This window comes from [Clostridium] citroniae WAL-17108 (genome assembly GCF_000233455.1).
Taxonomy (GTDB): domain Bacteria; phylum Bacillota; class Clostridia; order Lachnospirales; family Lachnospiraceae; genus Enterocloster; species Enterocloster citroniae.
In genome coordinates, this window is sequence record NZ_JH376420.1 from 1,154,956 (window position 1) to 1,173,861 (window position 18,906).

Here is an 18,906-nt window from a genome sequence, read left to right on the forward strand (position 1 = left end):
GTTCCCGCTGCCAGGACCGCCTGACCCTTTAATTCCCCTCCAGCAGCCCTGTCACTTCTTCCAGGCTCTTCTTCCCGAAATAAATCTGGGAGCCGTTGATCACCATGCACGGAACACTCATGATATTATATTTTTTCTTCAGGTCCGGGTAATGCATCAGGTCGACCATCTCGGCAGTCACATGTCCCGAAAGGGAGGCCGCCCTTTGGGCAGCCATCACCACCTCAGGGCACATGGTGCAGGACAGGGACACCATCACCTTCACATTGATATCCTTGCTGATGGAGGAAAGGCGCTGTCTCAGACCCTCGTCCAGCGGCTGCCCCGGACCCGCCATATTATACAGGGCCACGATAAAGGAGTTAAATTCATGCCCTCCCGGAACGCCGTGGAACAGGATATTTCCTTCCCTTCCATCCTGGCGGCCCAGCCGGAAGGCGGGGAACAATTCGCCGCCGGCCTCCCGCCTCTCCTTTTCTTCCCTGCTGATATATTCTCTCTTACAGATGATCCTGTCTGTCAATCCCTCCAGTTCGCCCAGGAAACCGCTCATCTCCCCGGCAAGGGGGCTGTCGTCCAGCTCCGCGGTTATGACTGCCTTTTCCTGGAATTTTGGAAACAGACCTGACAGCTGCTGCCGGATCTGTGCCGACAGGAAGCCATTGCCGTCCTCCGCCCGGGTATCTTCTCCCCGGGTATCTTCTCCCCGGGCTCCATCTCCCCGGCTGCCTTCTCCCAGGGTTCTGCCACCGCCGGTCATTTCCCCTTCCAGGCGTTTTGTGTCCGCCTCCCCTTGCTCAAGGGCGGGAATGCCCAGCTTTTCATGGATGGAGGAAACATGCTTTTCCAGGGAGGTGGCCGCCACCGCGCCGTCCGATACCGCTGTCACCACCTGGCGCAGATTCTTGATGCACACATCCCCTGCGCCGTACACTCCTTCAGCGCTGGTCTTCTGGCTGCTGTCCGTAACCAGGTAACCCTGCTCATCACACACCAGCTTTCCGCTGATCCATGCAGTGTTAGGCACATAGCCCGCAAAGACAAAGATACCGAAACCGCCGTTCTCACCGGCCTCATGGGTCCACTCCTCGCCGGTGCGGTTGTTTCTGAATCGCGCATAGGAAACCATATGTTCCCCGCCTGCTTCCAGGATCTCCGTGTTAAACTTCACCTCAATCTTATCTTCCTTTTTTACTTGGTCCGCCACGGTTCTGGCACATGTAAAGTCATCCCCCCGGACCACCAGTGTTACCTTCCTTGCATATCTGGTCAGGAAAATGCCTTCCTCCACAGCGGCAAACCCTCCGCCGATTACAAAGACCTCCATGCCTGTAAAGAATTCCCCATCGCAGGTGGCGCAGTAAGCCACGCCTCTGCCCTGAAATTCCTTTTCCCCTTTAAACCCAAGCTTTCTGGGGTTAGCTCCCGTTGCCAGCACCACTCCCAGGGCCTTATACTCGCCGGCTGTTGTGTGAAGCACCTTGATGTCCTGATCCAGGTCCATATCCAGCACCTCGGCCATCACAAACTCTGCCCCGAACGCCTGGGCCTGCTCCTTCATGGAATGGGTCAGTTCTTTTCCGCTGGTCCTCTCCACGCCCGGGTAGTTGACGATTTCCGAGGTGATGGTGATCTGCCCGCCGATCTTCTCTTTCTCCATCAAAAGGACCCTATATCTGGCCCTGGCCATGTAGATGGCGGCCGACAATCCGGCCGGTCCGCCTCCTACGATCACCACATCATACAAATAATTTTTTTCCCTCTCCTGTTCCATTTAGATCAGCCCCACCAGATCCAGGCTTGGCTTCAGGGTGTCGGCCCCCGGCTGCCACTTGGCCGGGCAAACCTGGTCCCCGTGCTCTGCCACAAACTGGGAAGCCTGGACACGTCTGTACAGCTCGTCCGCATTCCTGCCCACATTTCCGGCGATCACTTCATAGGCAACGATTTTTCCCTCCGGGTTTACGATAAAGCTGCCCCTCTCCGCCATTCCGTCCTCCTCGATCATTACCTCAAAATCCCTTGCCAGCTTTCCTGTGGGATCCGCCAGCATGGGGTAGTGGATCTTCTGGATGGTCTTGGACGCATCATGCCATGCCTTGTGTACAAAATGGCTGTCGCAGGACACACTGTAGATTTCGCAGCCCGCAGCCTTAAATTCCTCATACTTGTTGGCCAGATCCTCCAGCTCCGTGGGGCACACAAAGGTAAAATCAGCCGGATAAAAGAAGAATACCGCCCACTTCCCCAGTACATCCGATTTTTTCACTTCCTTAAACGATCCGTCCACGTAAGCCTGCACTGTAAAATCACTGATTTCTTTTCCGATTAATGACATATTATTTCCTCCTGTTTTCACTGATATTTTATAGTTTGCATTAAAAATGATATTTTATGTTAGTTTCGACTAACTTAATGCAAGTTTATCAGAACATCCCGCTTTTGTCAACATTTAGTATTGATAATAATTATTAATATTGTTTTTTACCGATCTCCGTGTTACGGCCGGGGGGCTCAGCGGAACAGGATACCCAATAAAAAACAGGGATCGGCACAGGGACGTTCCTGTTCAACGTCTCTGCACCGATCCCTTTCCTGTAATCATTTATTATCTAATCCTGAAACCGCTTATCTTGAAATATGGAAAGCGTCCATCCCGGGATACGCTCCGCTTTCCCCCAGTTCCTCCTCGATCCGCAGCAGCTGGTTGTACTTTGCCACCCGTTCGCTTCTGCTGGGGGCGCCTGTCTTGATCTGGCAGGTGTTTAATGCCACCGCCAGGTCGGCGATGGTGGTATCCTCCGTCTCGCCGGAGCGGTGGGAGGCAATGGCCGTATACCCTGCATTGTGGGCCATCTTAATGGCTTCCAGCGTTTCTGACACGGTTCCGATCTGGTTCAGCTTAATAAGGATGGAATTCCCGCAGCCCTGGCTGATCCCCTTTGCAAGGCGCTCCGTGTTGGTCACAAACAGGTCGTCACCCACCAGCTGCACCCTGTTTCCCAGTCTGTCCGTCATCATCCTCCAGCCTTCCCAGTCCTCCTCATCCAAACCATCTTCAATGGAATAAATGGGGTATTTGCCGATCAGCTTCTCCCAGTGATCCACCAGCTCCTTTGATGTAAACTTCTTCCCGCTCTTGGGAAGAAGGTATTCTCCCTTGGTTTTGCTCTTCCACTCGCTGGAAGCAGCATCCATGGCAAGAACAAAATCCGTTCCCGGCTCATATCCGGCCCTGGTCACCGCTGCCAGTATGTATTGGATCGCTTCCTCATCACTTCCCAGGTCAGGGGCAAATCCGCCCTCGTCCCCCACTGAGGTGGCCAGCTTCTTTTCCTTTAAAAGGGCTGCCAGGGCATGGAACACTTCCGCGCACCAGCGCAGGCCCTCCTTAAAGCTTTTTGCGCCCACAGGCATGATCATAAACTCCTGCACATCCACTGTATTGGCAGCATGGGCGCCGCCGTTTAATATATTCATCATGGGAACCGGCAGCCTGTTGCCGTTTACGCCGCCCAGGAAACGGTACAGGGGAAGATCCAGGCCATTGGCGGCCGCGCGCACGCAGGCAATGGAAACTGCCAGGATCGCGTTAGCCCCAAGATTAGACTTGTCCTTTGTCCCGTCCGCCCGGATCATGGCGCGGTCCACTGCGTAGATATCCGCTGCATTCATCCCCTTCAGGGTATCTGAAATCACTGTATTGATATTCCTGACCGCCTTTAAGACGCCTTTTCCTCCAAAGCGCGGATTCTCATGATCCCTTAATTCCAGGGCCTCAAATTCTCCGGTGGACGCACCGCTGGGGGCAGCTCCCCTTCCAACCGTACCGTCTGCGAGGACAACCTCCGCCTCTACCGTGGGATTCCCTCTGGAATCAATGATTTCCCGTCCGATTACTTTCTCAATCTCTAAATAGTTCATTCCACATCCTTTCCCATGGATATCCCCTGCCCCGGGATAATGGAAAACAGCTGAAAATGGGCACCTGATCACTTGATCCGGGGCAGGATGGTATCACATGATTGATCCACATAGTTAGCTTTAGCTAACCATCCTCAGTATACCAAAGTTCCTTGAAAAAGGCAAGTGTGCCAACTGATAATCTTTTTCTCATATCCTCCCATTCAGTCAAGGAGGTTGGTCATGCTCTTAATGCTGATTGCCAGAGTGGATGTATTATGGAGCAGGGCTGAGGTGGCAGGCGCGATCACGCCCCCTACGCCCAACAGGATCAGTCCCAGGTTAAACCCGATCACGCACCGGTAATTCCGGTCAATCCGGTCCATCAGCCCTCTGCTGATCGCCCTCAGGGTCACAAGCTGGAACAGGTTGTCCTCGGATATGGTGATATCCGCAATCTCCCTGGCGATCTCCGCTCCCTCGCTGATGGCAATGCCTGCATCCGCAGCGGAAAGGGCCGGCGAGTCATTGATTCCGTCTCCGATCATGATCACCTTGTGGCCCAGCTTCTTTTCCCGCTCCACAAATCCCGCCTTATCTTCGGGCAGAACCTCGGAATAATACTCATCCACGCCTATCCTGGCCGCAATGGCCCGGGCCGTGCGCTCGCTGTCCCCTGTCATCATCACGATCTTTTTGATCCCCTGTCTGTGAAGGGCGCTGATCACCGCATCCGCCTCCTCCCGCAGGGGGTCCTCGATGCAGATGACGGCTGCCAGCCTTCCTCCAATGGCCAAAAACAGATGGGAGTATTCCGAAGGAAGGCTGTCAAATGCATCCCTGCCGTCTTCCGGCACCTTGCAGCCCTCATCCTCAAACACAAAGTGATAGCTTCCGATCACCACCCGCTCCTCCCCCACATAGGTGGCGATTCCATGGGCTACGATGTAATCCACCCTGGAGTGCATCTCCTGGTGCACCAGGCCTCGTTTAACCGCCTCCTGGACCACGGCATTGGCCATGGAGTGGGGGAAATGTTCTTCCAGGCAGGCGGCGATCCGCAGCAGTTCATTCTTATCCTGCCCGTTAAACGCCACCACATCAGCCACCTGGGGCCTTGCCTTTGTCAGGGTGCCTGTCTTGTCAAATACAATGGTGTCCGCTGCCGCCACCGCCTCCATATACTTGCCGCCCTTTACCGTGATGTGGTAGCTGCTGGCCTCGCGCATGGCCGACAGCACGGATAACGGCATGGCCAGCTTCAGGGCGCAGGAGAAGTCTACCATCAGGATGGACAGGGCCTTGGTGGGATTGCGGGTGAGCAGCCATGTCAGGACCGTGCCTCCCAGGCTCCAGGGGACCAGGGCATCGGCCAGGGTGGCCGCCTTTCCCTCTGCCGTGGACTTAAGCTGCTCCGACTCCTCGATCATAGTCACGATCCGCTCAAACCGGGTGGCTCCCGCTGCCTTTTTCACGCACAGCGTGATCTCCCCTTCCTCTATGGCGGTTCCGGCATACACATACATGCCCTCTTCCTTTTTCACGGGCACGGACTCCCCTGTAAGGCTTGCCTGGTTCACCATGGCTTCCCCGGACACCACCACGCCGTCCAGCGGGATCACATTTCCCATATGTACGGTAACCATATCATTTTCCCGGATCTTGGAAAGGGGCACCAGCACCTCGGTCCCTTCCACGCTCTGCCATACCTTAGTGATATTAAGGGACATACTCCTGGCAAGGTCGCCCACTGATTTCTTGTGGGTCCACTCCTCCAAAAGCTCGCCGATCCCCAAAAGGAACATCACGGAACCGGCCGTGTCAAAATCCCTCCTTACAATGGAAACCATAATTGCCGTGGCATCCAGGACCTCCACCTCCAAAGCGCCCTTTAACAGGCAGCGGATCCCCTTGATCAGATACCGGATCCCGTGGTACACGGTGTAGACTGCCCGGAAGGGCAGGGGAAACAATGCCTTTGTCACCGCCCGTACCGCCACCTTTTGGATCAGCTTTTCCTTATACTCCCTGTTCAGGGCCCTTCCGCTGTTCTTGGGAACCAGTTCCTGAAGCCGTTCATTTTCATAAGAAAATTTCCGCACACCGTTAAGGATCTCTCCCCGGTCGCCCTCGAAGACCACAACCGCGTCCGCAGTCCTCTCATACACCTTTGCATCCTTCACACCCGGCAAGGCGCAGAGATAATACTGCAGCAGGTCCGCCTGGCGGATGCTCATCTCCTTCTGGTAAAGGTGGATCCTCACCCTGCCCCGTATCTCATGTCTTATAACAAATTTCATCTGCCTGCAGCTCCTATCTGACTTACTGTGACGAAAAAAGTACCGCCCAGGGAACCATCTATCCCCGGGCGGAATCCACATTACTCTGTAACCACGTTTACCGGCTCCTCAGCCATCTCCTCAGAAACAGCCTGGTCTTCTGCTCCGCTCTCATCCTCAAACACTTCTTCCTGTTTGCGCTTTACATTGATCTCCTTGGCTTCTGCCAGGATATCCTCCGCATTTTCCTGGATGTTGGTGGCCGTGGTCATCACACAGTCCTTAGCCCGTAAACCGGCTGCCAGGCAGTTGATATAAAACTTCTTTGCGTCCGTGCTTGCCAGCACCTTAACGCCTGCCGTACCAAACAGGACGCCGCCCAAAAACAAACCAATCCTCTTACACTTAAAACAATCAATCATCTCTTTATCCTCCTACTTATGCTTGTACCCGGTGTATAGGGTCATCGCGAAACAAAACACCATGGCCCAAGCCCAGAATTTGTGATATTTCATCTTGTGTCACTTCCTTTGCGGGAACTTTACATATCGTTTACACATTTATCCTAAACTGGAAAATGCTGGTTAGTCAATTCCAACGCTTCTTATTGAGAAATAAAGTCATTTAGTGTGATTGATTTTAAAAATCGTGTATCCGGCTGCCTTCACCGCATCCTTCAGGGCCTTGTCTTCATACTTCTGTTTCATATAAACCTGCGCTTCTCCTGCTTCCAGATCCACCCTTGCCCACACGCCCTCCATGGCGTTCAGGGCATTCTCCACACGGACCGCGCAGTTGCCGCAGGACATTCCGTCCACCTTCACGGTGCACTGGTGCGGGTAATGGGACAGGTCCTTATCCTTTACCTTAATCCGTTTGGGGGACTTTTCCCCGGACGATCCGCAGCAGCCGGAAGCCAGACGCTTCATATAGCTTCTGATGCCAAACACGGAAATAATGATCAATAAGACACAAATGATTGCTGTTGACAATCCTCTTCCTCCTTTGGCGAATCCGGTGAGGAGTACTGGTACGTGCGCGCCAGCACCCCCATCTCTTCCAGTGCACTGACCGTCCTGTACACAGTGGCCATCCCCAGGTTGGGATCGCGCTTGCGTGCTTCATAGTAGATATCCTTGCAGTTTGTCCAGTCGCTTTCCAGGATCACTTCCAAAAGCATCCGTCTCTGCTGGGTCATCCGTTTTCCTCTTTTTTGAAATTCTTCGATCACCTGCTCTTTTTGCCACATATCAGTTCTCCTCCTTACGTGATTTCAGGCACTTAATGGCCGCAGGTACGTCAGAACGCGCACGGAGCGGGGATTGTCTTTCCACGCTCGCGTGCACGTTCATCTGTTATCAGGATGCTGCGCCGGCTTTTGCGCCAACCTTCAGGGACTTGCTTTCCTTGTACGGTCTTACCATCAGGTAAATGAACAGCGCTACCAGAAGGAGCGCAACAATTGCTCCGATGCCAAAGCTTCCGGAAGTGAACCATGTTCCCAGCTGGTAGATGCAGAGTGATACGCCGTAGGCCAGGAGTGTCTGGTAACCGATTGCAAACCAGGTCCATTTTGCATTGTTCATCTCACGCTTGATCGCTCCGATGGCTGCAAAGCAGGGAGCGCAAAGCAGGTTAAATACAAGGAAGGAATATGCGCTCACAGTGGTAAAGCTCTGTGCAAGGGTTCCCCAGATCTCCTCGCCGTCCTCTGCCACTTCCGCAAAGCCGTAAAGGATACCAAAGGTACCAACCACGTTCTCCTTTGCAACCAGTCCTGTGATGGCTGCAACAGCCGCCTGCCAGTTGCCCCATCCAAGAGGAGCAAAGATCCAGGCAATCGCCTGGCCAATGCTGGCCAGAAGGCCGTCAGACAGGTCCTCCACCATTCCGAAGTGACCGTCCACAAACCCAAAGCTGGATGTAAACCATACAAAGATGGTGGATAACAGGATCACGGTTCCGGCCTTCTTGATAAAGGACCATCCCCTCTCCCACATGCTGCGCAGTACATTGATCACAGTGGGCATATGGTAAGCAGGAAGCTCCATAACAAAGGGCGCCGGGTCGCCTGCAAACATCTTTGTTTTTTTCAAAATAATACCAGAGCAGATAATGGCTGCAATACCCACAAAGTAAGCGCTGGGTGCAACCCAGGAAGCGCCTCCGAACAGTGCGCCTGCAAACAGGGCAATGATGGGGAGTTTCGCACCGCAGGGAATAAAGGTGGTGGTCATAATGGTCATCTTGCGGTCCCTGTCATTTTCAATGGTACGTGATGCCATGATTCCGGGAACGCCGCAGCCCGTGCCGATCAGCATGGGGATAAAGGACTTGCCGGACAGACCGAATTTACGGAAGATCCTATCCATGATAAACGCAACCCTGGCCATGTATCCGCAGGCCTCCAGGAATGCCAGGAAGATGAACAGCACCAGCATCTGGGGAACAAATCCCAGCACGGCGCCCACACCGGCAACAATACCATCCAGGATCAGGCTGGACAGCCAGTCAGCGCAGCCCACGGAAGTCAGGAAGCCTTCCACCAGGACCGGAATACCGGGAACTTCCATGCCAAACAGGCTCCATCCGTCTCCAAACACGCCGTCATTGGCCCAGTCCGTTGCCCAGGTACCCACTGTGGTAACCGACACATAATACACTACCCACATAACAACCGCAAAGATAGGAAGGGCCAGCCAGCGGTTTGTCACAATATGGTCGATCCTGTCCGAGGTGCTCAGCTTCTGCTTATTCTTTTTCACATAGCAGCCGCTGATGATGGAGGTAATGTATGTATAGCGTTCATTTGTGATAATGCTTTCCGCATCGTCATCCATGGCATCCTCTGTGCGCTTGATCAGGCTCTCAACATTGGGCACCGTGGACATCCGGGCAGCAATCTTATCATCCCGCTCAAACAGCTTGATGGCATAAAAACGCTTCTGCTCCTCCGGGATCTCATTGCCGAGGCAGCCTGCGATCTCTTCCAGCACAGACTCCACATCAGACCCAAACCGGTGCACGGAGGATACTTTCTGTCCTCCCCTGGCCAGTTCCACCGCCTTGTTGGCCGCTTCCATGATGCCGCTGCCTTTAAGGGCCGAAATCTCAACAACCGGGCAGCCCAGCTTTTTGCTCAGGGCATTTATATTGATCTGGTCTCCGTTTTTCTGCACAATATCCATCATGTTCACAGCCATGAGAACCGGGATCCCCAGTTCCATCAGCTGGGTGGTCAGATACAGGTTGCGCTCCAGATTGGTTCCGTCCACAATGTTAAGGATCGCATCAGGGCGTTCCGTGATCAGATAATTCCTTGCAACCACTTCCTCCAGCGTATAGGGTGACAGGGAATAGATCCCGGGAAGGTCCATGATGATCACATCCTTGTTCCCCTTTAGCTTACCTTCCTTTTTTTCCACCGTTACACCCGGCCAGTTTCCTACAAACTGGTTGGATCCGGTGAGTCCGTTAAACAGGGTAGTTTTACCACAGTTTGGATTACCGGCCAAAGCAATTTTGATTGACATTTTCATATCCTCCTATTCCTCTTATTGAGAAAATTTATCAATAAATTAGTTCAAGCTAACTCATTATCTAAAAAAAAGCAGCCCCTACTGCACTTCGATCATCTCTGCATCCGCTTTTCTCAGAGACAGCTCATAACCTCTTACATTGACTTCCACCGGATCTCCCAGGGGAGCAACCTTGCGGACATATACTTCAGTCCCCTTTGTGATTCCCATATCCATGATACGGCGCTTTACCGCTCCCTCACCGTGAAGCTTTACCACTGAAACCGTATCTCCGCATTTAACCTCTTTTAATGTGTGCATAATCAAACGCTCCTTTCTTCCTCATGCCCTGATTCCCAGTTAGATCATGATCTTGTTGGCCATTTCCCTGCTGATCGCAACGCGGGCGTCCTTTACATTAACAATCACATTGCCATTGTTAATGGACACGACCGTTACATCCGTTCCAGGTACAAATCCCATATTCTCCAGGTGCCGGCGCACTTCATCTTTACCGCCTACACGCTTAATGGATGCTACTTCACCCTCTTTTGCCATTGTTAAAGGCATACAATCACTCCTCTTCTTTTTGATGTGATCACAGTAATAGGTACAGATGCAGTCCTGGAAAGTTATGGTATCCTAACTGCAAGTCTAAGTTAGCACCAATTAACTCAAATGTCAATAATTTTTTTCAAAAACCTTGATGAGAAATTCAATCTTTGCACAGAATATTGAAATATGCTAAAATCAAACCATACCTCAGTGCACAAAAAACACAGGATCGCAGGGGGAAACATATCACCGTTTTGAAAGGATTGATTTATATGAAAATACAGGAATCTGCTGAGAATTATCTGGAAACCATTCTGATGTTAGGCCACCGCAACCCTTATGTCCGCTCCATCGACATTGCAAACGAGCTGTCCTTTTCCAAGCCAAGCGTCAGCGTTGCCATGAAAAACCTTCGGGAGAACGGATACATTGAGATCAATTCCGAAGGGCATATCTCCCTCACCGGACCGGGGAGGGAGATTGCCGAGACCATGTACGAACGCCACGCCATGCTGTCCCAGTGGCTGATCTATCTCGGGGTGGATGAACAGACAGCCGTGGAGGATGCCTGCCGAATCGAGCATGTGGTCAGCGCCAAAAGTTTTAAAGCCATCAAAGCCCATATCACGGAGGGACATGAGCTGCCTGACATGGAAGACCCGGAGCATGTTTAAAATTCCTTAGAGGAACGTGGAAAAAGGGAACACCAGCACAATGGCCGGCAGTATGTTTAACACCCTGGATTTCTTAATATCCGCGATCTTAAGTCCCACCGCCAGGGTTATGATGCCGCCGCAGGCCTTGAAGTTGGCAAGCATGGTCCCTGTTATGTAGGGGAGTACGCATCCGGCGCACCCAAACAGCAGGACCCCGACCACAAACTGGGGAATTGCCACAAACCCAACCAGATACCCTGCCGTGGTGCCGAATATCACAGCAGTAAAAAAATCCATAATGGCTTTGGCGATCAGAATGGAATGGTCGCCGGTCATTGCGGAGTTCATGGCCCCGAAAATACCGGTGCCGCTAAAGCAGAACAGGATGATCATACTGATCAGCACGTCCAGCTGTTTGTCGTCCAGGCTCAGGGGGAGCCTGGATTCCAGGCTGTGAAGCCCCCGCATCAGACTTGTCTCCAGGTTCATCAGTTCCCCGATCACAGTTCCCAGGATCACGGCAAGGATGACTGCGGAAAGGCTTTCCAGCTTGATGATCAATGTGACACCCATGGTAATGGCAGAGAGGCCAAAGATCCCCGGAAGGGCCTCTTTTAATTTGTCCGGGAAATAATCTTTTAAAACAGCTCCCAGCAGCCCTCCTATAAACACTGCAATGCAATTGATGATAACTCCGTACGGCATGATATCTTCTCCTCTTTTCGTCTATTTTTCAAAATGTTCGTGTATCCTGGCAAACTGATGGATAAATTTCTCCCATTCCTCCCGCTCCATCTGTTCAAAGGTTTCGGCTTCAATTTTCAGGAAAGCCTCCTGGACCCGTTTTTGCTGTTCCCATCCCTTGTCCGTGAGGAAAATATGGAAGGTACGTCTGTTCCCGTTCATCCGCCTGCGCTGGATCAGCCCCTTTGTCTCCATACCGTTCAGCACCGAGGTAAGAGTTGCGGCCTCAATATAACAGTGGGCCGCAATCTCCTTCTGACTGGCCCCGTCATAGTCCCCCAGATAATCAAGAACCTTGGGCTGGCCAGCGGTAAGTCCGGTATCACTAAGCATTTCCATCAGTTTTTTGTTGTAGATCGCATGGCTTGCCATCAGCAGATAGTGAAATGTCATGTGCACCTCCCCCTTTTATATATATTAGTATTCTAATTATTAGATATCTAACTATTATAATGGTGACGGTCCGCTCTGTCAATCCTGATTTTTGGTTTTATTCCCGGATCTATGCCCGGATCGTGCATGCCGGGATCCATGAATCAAAAAAACGTCCCCGGCTCCTGATCAATGGGGGCCGGAAACGTTTTTCCGATTTTTATATTCTCTGGATTTTATATCGTCTTGTTCTATACGGCCCTTCCGGACAGTTCCAAAAGCCGTCTGTAAACAGCCAGGTCCAAATCTGCAAACACATTAAATATCACCTGTTTTAAGGACTTATCCCCTTCCAGAAAACCGGCCACTGTTTCTATGGCCGTCTCAGCCGCCCGTTCACGCGGAAATTGAAATACTCCGGTGGAAATGCAGCAAAAGGCAATGGACCTGATCCCGCTTTTTACCGCCAGCTCCAGGCAGGACCGGTAACAATCCGCCAGGAGACAACAGTCCTTCTCCCGCAGGGGGCCGGAAATAACCGGCCCCACCGTGTGCAGCACATACCGGCTGGGCAGATTATATCCGGGAGTGATCTTCGCGGTGCCGGTGGGTTCCTCATGCCCCTGGGCTCTCATGATCTCATTGCACGCAAGGCGCAGCTGGATCCCGGAAAATGAATGGATCGCATTATCAATGCATGAGTGCAGCGGATGAAAGCATCCCAAAAGCGCGCTGTTGGCTGCATTTACAATGGCATCCGCCCTCAGCCTGGTTATATCCCCCTGCCAAAGAAAGATGCGGCTCCCCTCCTTTACCGGGGCCAGGGAGGAGGCATCCACAATTCCGCGTTTCATTATCTCGTCCCGCAGATATGTATCCTGGATCTCTAAGAACTCACGGCCCGGCGGAAGGGGCGGACGCACGTTCATCAGTGCCCGGATCAGTTGTTTTTGCCCCGCCTCATCCTCAGGGATCTCAACCTTCCTGTATTGAGGCATCTCCCCTGCCAATGTCCGGATCAGATAGATCCGCTGTTCTTCCGGCGTCATGTGTCATGCCTCCTCTCCCTGTCCGTTCCGTTATCTGAAGCCCTGCCTTCCAAAGTTTTACCTTCAAGGGCCCTGCATATGCCCTCCAAACTTTCAGTCATGTCGCCATTGATACCGGCGGCCCGTTTTTCCACATCTGCAGGAACCGCGGCCCCATCCGTATTCAGGCGTATAAAGGACCACCGCCCATTCTGCCGCACCATTTTTTCAAAGGGGAACCGTATGATGGCCGGGGTGTTAAAGCCGACACCCAGCTCCAGTACCACCGTCTCCTTCAAAGCCGCCTGCTCCAGGAACGCGCTGTAACGTTTTGCTGCCTGATGCCAATGGTCATCCTCCACAAAATATTGGTCGCACCGTAAATTCATGGCCATGGGACCGCCGCACACAGGGCACACGGGAACCATGCAAGAGGGGATAACGCAGCCTTTGCGGGCCTCATTCATGCGCGCAAACAGATCCGTGGCATCATAGGTCACGTCATGGCATGCCCCGGCACACTGGATCTTCCCATAATCCCCCTGGGTGGCGAATATATTTTTATCTTCAAAGCCTGCTTTCCAGAATTGGTGGTCCACATTGGTGGTCAACACAAAATGCTTCCGTGTGGTCACCATATCACACAGTTTCCTGTACAGAGGCAAAGCCCCCGGTTCAATCCTGTTCACCCAGACGTGTTTGGACCAGTAGCCCCACCGCTCCTCCTCCGTGGGAAAGGGATAAAAGCCAGCCGCATACATATCCCTCATGGCAGCAGGCCCGTATCTCCCGATAAACTCACTGAAATTTTCCTTAAACCGCCGGCCCGTGTAGGTCAGTCCCGCTGCGGCCGACAGACCGGCTCCTGCCCCGACCAACACGGCATCCGCCTTGCTGATCATGGATGCCGCCCTTTGGATCAGTTGATCATAGGGCAGATCCTGGTACACGTAATCTCCGGCAGAAGTGCCGCTTAAAAACCTAAGCCAATCCATTTTCATCCCTCTTTCCAAGCTGTCTCTCCCATGAAACCTTACCAAGACCTTCCGGCTGCCTGCAGAAATTTCCTGGCCCATATTGAAAAAATAACGGCCGCGGTTTATAATAAGCCCAGGCGGTCCGGCATGGCTGTACAGCTGATAAATATGATACAGCCAAATATGACTGTATCATCTAAAATATACCTGGAGGTACCCTTATGGAACATACAAAAAACATACCTGATTGTCCTGTGGAAATGACCCTGCAGCTCATTGGCGACAAATGGAAAGTCCTGATCCTGCGGGACCTGCTCACCGGGACCAAACGGTTCAATGAACTGATGCGCTCCGTGGGCGGCATCACACAAAAGGTCCTCACAAGCCATCTGCGCGCCATGGAACAGGATGGGCTCTTGACACGGACCGTTTATCCCGAAGTGCCTCCCAAAGTGGAGTACACGCTCACAGAAACAGGATACAGCCTGAAACCTATATTGGATTCCATGTTCGCCTGGGGCAGCGAGTACAAAAGCAGGATTTAGCTGCAGGACCCGGGAGCAATCTCAAAACAAGGATCTATGTTCACCATGCAGACCTGCATCAGAATTCATAGGGCGGATTGCCGGAAAAGTCGGCAATAACCCCATGGGGCTCATCCAGATAAAACACCTCAAAGATCGGGTTGTCGGCCCTGTTATACTGGCCCTTTACAATGGGATTGGCCATACACCCTTCCTTCACCTCCATATTGTTCTCAAACACCACCCGGCCATGAAGGCGGATCCATGCATAACCGGGATCAGAAACACTCACCTCAATCTCCGGATTCGCCTGCATGTCCTTATAGACATCCTTCCGGTTATTGGTGCAGAACCACAGCTTCCCATCCTTTTCAAAGCAAAACATAAAGGGGCGGCATTTGGCCTTGTGGTCCCTGCCCACGGTTGCCAGGTACTGTACCGGATTAGCCTGTAAAAATTCCACTACTTTTTTCATGAAAATGTCTCCTTTTCTTCTAAGCATTCGTTACAGAGTATATCTGTACTGGTTACATTCATGATTATAGCTTAATCAGTATTCATCCGGTAAGTACGCACTTTAAAGTGGGATAGGCCCCCGGCGGAGGGATAGGCACCCGGCGGAGGGATAGGCACCCGGCGGGAAGATAGGCACCTAAACGTATGTAACTATCTTTATGATACTGTTTCAAACCGCCCTTTTCCCCGCCATACCGATCCTCCTATTTCTCATATAAAAATTTTTCGGGAAGGGTCACCTTAAAATCCCTGGCCAGATCCCGGAAATTCTGAGCCGTAATGGTCTGAAGCTTATCAGGGCGCATGGACAGCATTTTTACCAGGATCTGCGCGGACTTCTCCACCGTGTGCATAAGCCCAAAGGTCAGGTCAAAATCCTCTCCGGAGCAGAACATGCCGTGATGAGCCCAGATCGCCACGTCATACTGCTTCATCAGCTCGCTGGTCGACACTGCAATGTCCCTTCCGCCGGGAACCATCCACTCCACAACCCCGATACCGTCAGGAAAAACAACCGGGCACTCGGTGGCCATCTCCCACAGCTCCCTTGTAAACACCTCGTCCTTTAAAGGAAGCACAAAGGTAAGGGCGATCACATTGGCGGGATGGGCATGGTAGATCACCCTGTGCTTTCCGCCCGTGGCCTGCTTTTTTACCTCATGGTTCATGAGATGGGACGGCAGTTCACTGGTGGGCCTGCCGCCCTTTACCAGCCCCCAGCAGATGCGGTAATTTTCCCCGGTCCCATCCAGCTCTATGATACAGGCATTTGCCTCAGGTTCAAGGATCATATTGCGCATATATTTTCCGCTTCCCGACACCATAAAATATTCGCCGGCCAGCCCGGGCACGCTGGTCCCTATGGGCTGCCACGGCTGCGCTGCGCTCAGGCATTCCCTGATCTCCTCAACTTCCCCGGGGGTGATGCGGTAGCTTAAATTCCCGCCGTTTCGCTCGTGCCAGTTCTGCTTAAAGCCATCGTCACACATACGGATAAATCCCTGTACAAAAGATGCATCTAATACGTTCATTTCCATGTTCCTCACTTTTTATTTTTTCGTAACTATGTATATAAATCCCTGCCAGTTCCACAACACCCTGTCAGCTCCGCCTTGACAGCACTTCCTGCTCATAGGCCTTTACATCCTCAAACCACTGCTCCTTTACCGGAACCTGGTTCTCTTCGCAGAAATGATCCCACACATCGCCAAATGGATATGTTTTAAGTTCCTCCTGGAGCATCATCAGCTCCGTAAACCTGCGCTCTTCCTGGAGTGCCGCAAGGGACTTTCCGGGCATCAGAAGGGCATATAACAAGGCTTTCTGCATGTTTCTCATGCCCACCACCCAGGCGGCAATTCGGTTGATGCTGGCGTCAAAGAAATCCAGGGCCAGCAGTACCCTTTTTGGATCATTGCGCACGATCTCCTTGGCGATTTCCCTTGTCTCATCATCAAACAGCACCACGTGGTCGCTGTCCCAGCGCACCGGGCGGCTTACGTGAAGCGCCACCTGGGGTGAGAACAGGAGCATGGAAGATATCTTGTCAGAGATCACCTCTGTGGGGTGAAAATGTCCGCTGTCCAGAAGACACATGATTCCCCTGGAGGCAGCATAGTTCATGTAAAACTCATGGGAGCCCACCGTACAGCTCTCCATTCCAATGCCGAATACCTTTGACTCCACGGCCACCAGGACCTTTTCCTTACGGTAATCCATATCCAGGATCCGGTCCAGGGAATCCTTAAGCCTTGCCCTGGGCGAGGTGCGGTCAGCCGGAATATCCTTAAATCCATCGGGTATCCATATGTTAAGGGAACAGGGAGTGCCCAGCTCCTCCGCAAAATACTGGCCGATGCGGATGCAGGCCCTGCAGTGGTCGATCCAGAATTTCCGGATTTTGGGATCCTCGCTGGATAAGGTTGCATTCTCCGCCTTGGGATGGGAGAACATGGTGGGGTTAAAATCCAGCCCCAGTCCCATTTCCTTGGCAAATTCCACCCATTTGGCAAAATGCTTGGGCTCCAGCCGGTCCCTGTCCACCTTCTCTCCCTCTTCAAATATGGCATAGCTTGCATGAAGATTCAGCCTGTGCTTTCCCGGGATCAGGCTCAACGCCTTTTTGATGTCGCTCATAAGTTCCCGGGGATCTCTTGCACGGCCCGGATAATTGCCGGTTGCCTGGATCCCCCCCGACAGGGCCTTCGCGCCCTCAAATCCCATAACGTCATCGCCCTGCCAGCAATGCATTGAGATGGGAATGTTCCTTAACTGCTCCATGGCCGCCTCGGTATCCACGCCAATGGCTCCATATATTTCTCTTGCTGATTCATATCTTTCCTTTGCATTCATCCTGACTTTACCCCTTTCAATGGTTGTTTTTGCTGTGATATGTCTTTATTTCAAAGGACCTGAAAATACTCTCCCTTGCGTCCGCAAGGCTTGCGTATTCACCGCCCTTTATCATCTGCGCCGCCAGGTTGCCGATGGCCGTGGCCTCCGCGGGTCCTGCGTACACGGTCCTGCCGGTTGCATTTGCCGTCAGGCGGTTGAGATAATCGGCATTGGCCCCGCCCCCCACAATATGGATCCTGTCATAGGAAATCCCTGTCAGCTGCTCCAGTTCCTTTACACACGCCCCATAGCAGGCTGCCAGGCTGTTATAGATCACGGCAGCCATCTCCCACCTGGTCCTTGGGACCTGCTGTCCGCCGGCATTGCAGAAGTCCGCCACAGCCCTGCACATGCTGTCCGGCGCCAGGAAACAGCTGTCATTGCAGTCCACAATGGAGGCAATCCTTTCCCTGGACGCTCGTTCGCATATTTCCCCAAAGGAATAACACTCCCCCTCCGCTTCCCACTCCTTTTTCACGGACTGGATCATCCAAAGGCCCATGATATTTTTCAGGTAACGGTATCTGTGTTCATATCCGCCCTCATTTGTGAAATTGGCCCCGCGGCTTTCTGGCCTGCAGTCGGCATATGGCCGCTCAGTGCCCATCAAGGACCATGTCCCGGAACTGATATAGAGCACATGTTCCTGATTGGACGGCACAGCCATCACGGCGGAGGCGGTATCGTGGGTTGCCGGAAGCACCACCTTGCAGTCAAATCCCACCTGCCGGCGTATCTCCCCCCTGAGGCTGCCCACCACGGTTCCCGGCATGGAGAGGGCGCCAAACAAATGCTTCGGATATCCCAGCATCCCGATCAGCTCCTCATCCCATGTTCCGGTACGGGCATCCACCAACTGGGTGGTTGTGGCATTGGTATACTCCTGCCGCTTCTTTCCGGTGAGCAGATAGTGAAAATAATCCGGGATCATCAGCAGACCGTCCGCCTGTTCCAGCCGCTTCCCCTGTTGGCACCGGTCGGCCATCAGCTGGTAAATTGTGTTGAATGTCTGCCTTTGGATGCCGGTACGGGCATACAGGTCTTCCGGAGAAATAATCCCGTACACCCTGGTGTCCATCCCCTTGGTGCGTCCGTCCCTATACCCCACGCTTTCTCCCAGCCTGCGTCCCTGTTTGTCCAAAAGCACATAGTCCACGGCCCAGGTGTCGATGCCCATGGTGCGGGGAATGATCCCCTGCTTTTTGCACTCCCTCATTCCGGCTGTGATTTCCTCAAACAACCTGTCCGTATTCCAGCAAAGCCGGCCGTTTACAGACTCCATCCCATTGGAAAAACGGTATATTTCCCGGATCTTCATCACATGATCCTGAACCCAGCCAATGATGTGGCGCCCGCTGGACGCTCCGATATCCACTGCCAGATAATAATTGCACATTCCCGTCACCCCTCCTTGTATATTGCATGCCCTCCCGCGGTCTC

Annotated in this window: 20 protein-coding genes; 2 read left to right on the top strand and 18 right to left on the bottom strand. The window is 52.7% G+C overall.

The window, feature by feature from the left end; all coding sequences use genetic code 11:
- Window positions 1-28: 28 nt before the first annotated feature.
- From HMPREF9469_RS05185 to HMPREF9469_RS05230, 10 genes are all read right to left on the bottom strand, one after another.
- Complete coding sequence (locus HMPREF9469_RS05185; protein ID WP_007859888.1) at window positions 29-1,774, bottom strand: FAD-dependent oxidoreductase; 1,746 nt, start codon at window positions 1,772-1,774, stop codon at window positions 29-31.
- Window positions 1,775-2,338: an alkyl hydroperoxide reductase subunit C gene (gene ahpC / locus HMPREF9469_RS05190; RefSeq protein ID WP_007859889.1), complete on the bottom strand. Its 564-nt coding sequence runs from the start codon at window positions 2,336-2,338 to the stop codon at window positions 1,775-1,777.
- Between the two features lie 290 nt (window positions 2,339-2,628).
- Entirely contained in the window at window positions 2,629-3,924 is a 1,296-nt protein-coding gene (gene eno, locus HMPREF9469_RS05195) for a phosphopyruvate hydratase (RefSeq protein ID WP_007859890.1), read from the bottom strand.
- A gap of 203 nt (window positions 3,925-4,127) precedes the next feature.
- Entirely contained in the window at window positions 4,128-6,203 is a 2,076-nt protein-coding gene (locus tag HMPREF9469_RS05200) for a heavy metal translocating P-type ATPase (RefSeq protein WP_007859891.1), read from the bottom strand.
- Window positions 6,204-6,283: 80 nt separating this feature from the next.
- Window positions 6,284-6,604, bottom strand: a complete 321-nt coding sequence (locus tag HMPREF9469_RS05205; RefSeq protein WP_007859898.1) for a DUF6110 family protein — start codon at window positions 6,602-6,604, stop codon at window positions 6,284-6,286.
- Window positions 6,605-6,802: 198 nt separating this feature from the next.
- The gene (locus HMPREF9469_RS05210) at window positions 6,803-7,174 is read right to left on the bottom strand and encodes a heavy-metal-associated domain-containing protein (RefSeq protein WP_007859900.1); all 372 of its coding nucleotides are present in this window, start codon (window positions 7,172-7,174) and stop codon (window positions 6,803-6,805) included.
- Window positions 7,144-7,431: a Fur family transcriptional regulator gene (locus HMPREF9469_RS05215; RefSeq protein WP_007859901.1), complete on the bottom strand. Its 288-nt coding sequence runs from the start codon at window positions 7,429-7,431 to the stop codon at window positions 7,144-7,146. Before HMPREF9469_RS05215 ends, HMPREF9469_RS05210 begins: the two co-directional genes overlap by 31 nt.
- 109 nt (window positions 7,432-7,540) lie before the next feature.
- Window positions 7,541-9,715 carry a ferrous iron transport protein B gene (feoB, locus tag HMPREF9469_RS05220; RefSeq protein ID WP_007859904.1) on the bottom strand — a complete coding sequence of 725 codons (2,175 nt, stop codon included), beginning with the start codon at window positions 9,713-9,715 and terminating at the stop codon, window positions 7,541-7,543.
- A gap of 84 nt (window positions 9,716-9,799) precedes the next feature.
- Complete coding sequence (locus HMPREF9469_RS05225; RefSeq protein ID WP_007859906.1) at window positions 9,800-10,021, bottom strand: FeoA family protein; 222 nt, start codon at window positions 10,019-10,021, stop codon at window positions 9,800-9,802.
- Between the two features lie 39 nt (window positions 10,022-10,060).
- Window positions 10,061-10,270 (bottom strand): FeoA family protein, encoded by a 210-nt coding sequence (locus HMPREF9469_RS05230; RefSeq protein WP_007859908.1) that lies wholly within the window; start codon window positions 10,268-10,270, stop codon window positions 10,061-10,063.
- A 257-nt stretch (window positions 10,271-10,527) separates the two neighbouring features.
- Between HMPREF9469_RS05230 and HMPREF9469_RS05235 the strand changes: the two genes are divergently transcribed.
- Window positions 10,528-10,929, top strand: coding sequence for a metal-dependent transcriptional regulator (locus HMPREF9469_RS05235; RefSeq protein WP_007859910.1), 402 nt, complete (start codon window positions 10,528-10,530; stop codon window positions 10,927-10,929).
- Between the two features lie 6 nt (window positions 10,930-10,935).
- Here the strand turns inward: HMPREF9469_RS05235 and HMPREF9469_RS05240 are convergent, their stop codons facing one another.
- The 4 genes from HMPREF9469_RS05240 to HMPREF9469_RS05255 all read right to left on the bottom strand — a co-directional run bounded on the left by HMPREF9469_RS05240 (window position 10,936) and on the right by HMPREF9469_RS05255 (window position 14,050).
- Window positions 10,936-11,616, bottom strand: coding sequence for a DUF554 domain-containing protein (locus tag HMPREF9469_RS05240; protein ID WP_007859912.1), 681 nt, complete (start codon window positions 11,614-11,616; stop codon window positions 10,936-10,938).
- Window positions 11,617-11,637: 21 nt separating this feature from the next.
- On the bottom strand, window positions 11,638-12,048 hold the full coding sequence (locus tag HMPREF9469_RS05245) for a MarR family winged helix-turn-helix transcriptional regulator (protein WP_007859913.1): 411 nt from the start codon (window positions 12,046-12,048) through the stop codon (window positions 11,638-11,640).
- A 230-nt stretch (window positions 12,049-12,278) separates the two neighbouring features.
- Window positions 12,279-13,076 carry a protein-ADP-ribose hydrolase gene (locus HMPREF9469_RS05250; protein ID WP_007859914.1) on the bottom strand — a complete coding sequence of 266 codons (798 nt, stop codon included), beginning with the start codon at window positions 13,074-13,076 and terminating at the stop codon, window positions 12,279-12,281.
- Complete coding sequence (locus tag HMPREF9469_RS05255; protein WP_007859915.1) at window positions 13,073-14,050, bottom strand: SIR2 family NAD-dependent protein deacylase; 978 nt, start codon at window positions 14,048-14,050, stop codon at window positions 13,073-13,075. Before HMPREF9469_RS05255 ends, HMPREF9469_RS05250 begins: the two co-directional genes overlap by 4 nt.
- 203 nt (window positions 14,051-14,253) lie before the next feature.
- Here HMPREF9469_RS05255 and HMPREF9469_RS05260 point away from each other — a divergent pair, with 203 nt between their 5' ends.
- Window positions 14,254-14,577, top strand: a complete 324-nt coding sequence (locus HMPREF9469_RS05260; protein ID WP_007859916.1) for a winged helix-turn-helix transcriptional regulator — start codon at window positions 14,254-14,256, stop codon at window positions 14,575-14,577.
- A gap of 58 nt (window positions 14,578-14,635) precedes the next feature.
- Here HMPREF9469_RS05260 and HMPREF9469_RS05265 read toward each other — a convergent pair whose 3' ends face one another.
- The 4 genes from HMPREF9469_RS05265 to HMPREF9469_RS05280 form a co-directional block, all read right to left on the bottom strand.
- Entirely contained in the window at window positions 14,636-15,031 is a 396-nt protein-coding gene (locus HMPREF9469_RS05265; protein WP_007859917.1) for a pyridoxamine 5'-phosphate oxidase family protein, read from the bottom strand.
- 244 nt (window positions 15,032-15,275) lie between these two features.
- The gene (rhaD, locus tag HMPREF9469_RS05270) at window positions 15,276-16,103 is read right to left on the bottom strand and encodes a rhamnulose-1-phosphate aldolase (RefSeq protein ID WP_007859918.1); all 828 of its coding nucleotides are present in this window, start codon (window positions 16,101-16,103) and stop codon (window positions 15,276-15,278) included.
- A 70-nt stretch (window positions 16,104-16,173) separates the two neighbouring features.
- The gene (locus HMPREF9469_RS05275) at window positions 16,174-17,424 is read right to left on the bottom strand and encodes an L-rhamnose isomerase (protein WP_007859920.1); all 1,251 of its coding nucleotides are present in this window, start codon (window positions 17,422-17,424) and stop codon (window positions 16,174-16,176) included.
- 16 nt (window positions 17,425-17,440) lie between these two features.
- On the bottom strand, window positions 17,441-18,862 hold the full coding sequence (locus tag HMPREF9469_RS05280; RefSeq protein WP_007859922.1) for a rhamnulokinase: 1,422 nt from the start codon (window positions 18,860-18,862) through the stop codon (window positions 17,441-17,443).
- Between the last annotated feature and the right edge of the window lie 44 nt (window positions 18,863-18,906).

Excerpts from the sequence above, each read along its gene's own strand:
- HMPREF9469_RS05225 (WP_007859906.1), bottom strand. The coding sequence starts at position 10,021 with ATGCACACATTAAAAGAGGTTAAATGCGGAGATACGGTTTCAGTGGTA.
- HMPREF9469_RS05250 (WP_007859914.1), bottom strand. The coding sequence starts at position 13,076 with ATGACGCCGGAAGAACAGCGGATCTATCTGATCCGGACATTGGCAGGG.
- ahpC (WP_007859889.1), bottom strand. The coding sequence starts at position 2,338 with ATGTCATTAATCGGAAAAGAAATCAGTGATTTTACAGTGCAGGCTTAC.
- HMPREF9469_RS05245 (WP_007859913.1), bottom strand. The coding sequence starts at position 12,048 with ATGACATTTCACTATCTGCTGATGGCAAGCCATGCGATCTACAACAAA.
- HMPREF9469_RS05240 (WP_007859912.1), bottom strand. The coding sequence starts at position 11,616 with ATGCCGTACGGAGTTATCATCAATTGCATTGCAGTGTTTATAGGAGGG.
- feoB (WP_007859904.1), bottom strand. The coding sequence starts at position 9,715 with ATGTCAATCAAAATTGCTTTGGCCGGTAATCCAAACTGTGGTAAAACT.
- HMPREF9469_RS05275 (WP_007859920.1), bottom strand. The coding sequence starts at position 17,424 with ATGAATGCAAAGGAAAGATATGAATCAGCAAGAGAAATATATGGAGCC.
- HMPREF9469_RS05260 (WP_007859916.1), top strand. The coding sequence starts at position 14,254 with ATGGAACATACAAAAAACATACCTGATTGTCCTGTGGAAATGACCCTG.
- HMPREF9469_RS05265 (WP_007859917.1), bottom strand. The coding sequence starts at position 15,031 with ATGAAAAAAGTAGTGGAATTTTTACAGGCTAATCCGGTACAGTACCTG.
- eno (WP_007859890.1), bottom strand. The coding sequence starts at position 3,924 with ATGAACTATTTAGAGATTGAGAAAGTAATCGGACGGGAAATCATTGAT.
- HMPREF9469_RS05255 (WP_007859915.1), bottom strand. The coding sequence starts at position 14,050 with ATGGATTGGCTTAGGTTTTTAAGCGGCACTTCTGCCGGAGATTACGTG.
- HMPREF9469_RS05200 (WP_007859891.1), bottom strand. The coding sequence starts at position 6,203 with ATGAAATTTGTTATAAGACATGAGATACGGGGCAGGGTGAGGATCCAC.
- HMPREF9469_RS05205 (WP_007859898.1), bottom strand. The coding sequence starts at position 6,604 with ATGATTGATTGTTTTAAGTGTAAGAGGATTGGTTTGTTTTTGGGCGGC.
- HMPREF9469_RS05280 (WP_007859922.1), bottom strand. The coding sequence starts at position 18,862 with ATGTGCAATTATTATCTGGCAGTGGATATCGGAGCGTCCAGCGGGCGC.
- HMPREF9469_RS05230 (WP_007859908.1), bottom strand. The coding sequence starts at position 10,270 with ATGCCTTTAACAATGGCAAAAGAGGGTGAAGTAGCATCCATTAAGCGT.
- HMPREF9469_RS05235 (WP_007859910.1), top strand. The coding sequence starts at position 10,528 with ATGAAAATACAGGAATCTGCTGAGAATTATCTGGAAACCATTCTGATG.
- rhaD (WP_007859918.1), bottom strand. The coding sequence starts at position 16,103 with ATGAACGTATTAGATGCATCTTTTGTACAGGGATTTATCCGTATGTGT.
- HMPREF9469_RS05185 (WP_007859888.1), bottom strand. The coding sequence starts at position 1,774 with ATGGAACAGGAGAGGGAAAAAAATTATTTGTATGATGTGGTGATCGTA.
- HMPREF9469_RS05215 (WP_007859901.1), bottom strand. The coding sequence starts at position 7,431 with ATGTGGCAAAAAGAGCAGGTGATCGAAGAATTTCAAAAAAGAGGAAAA.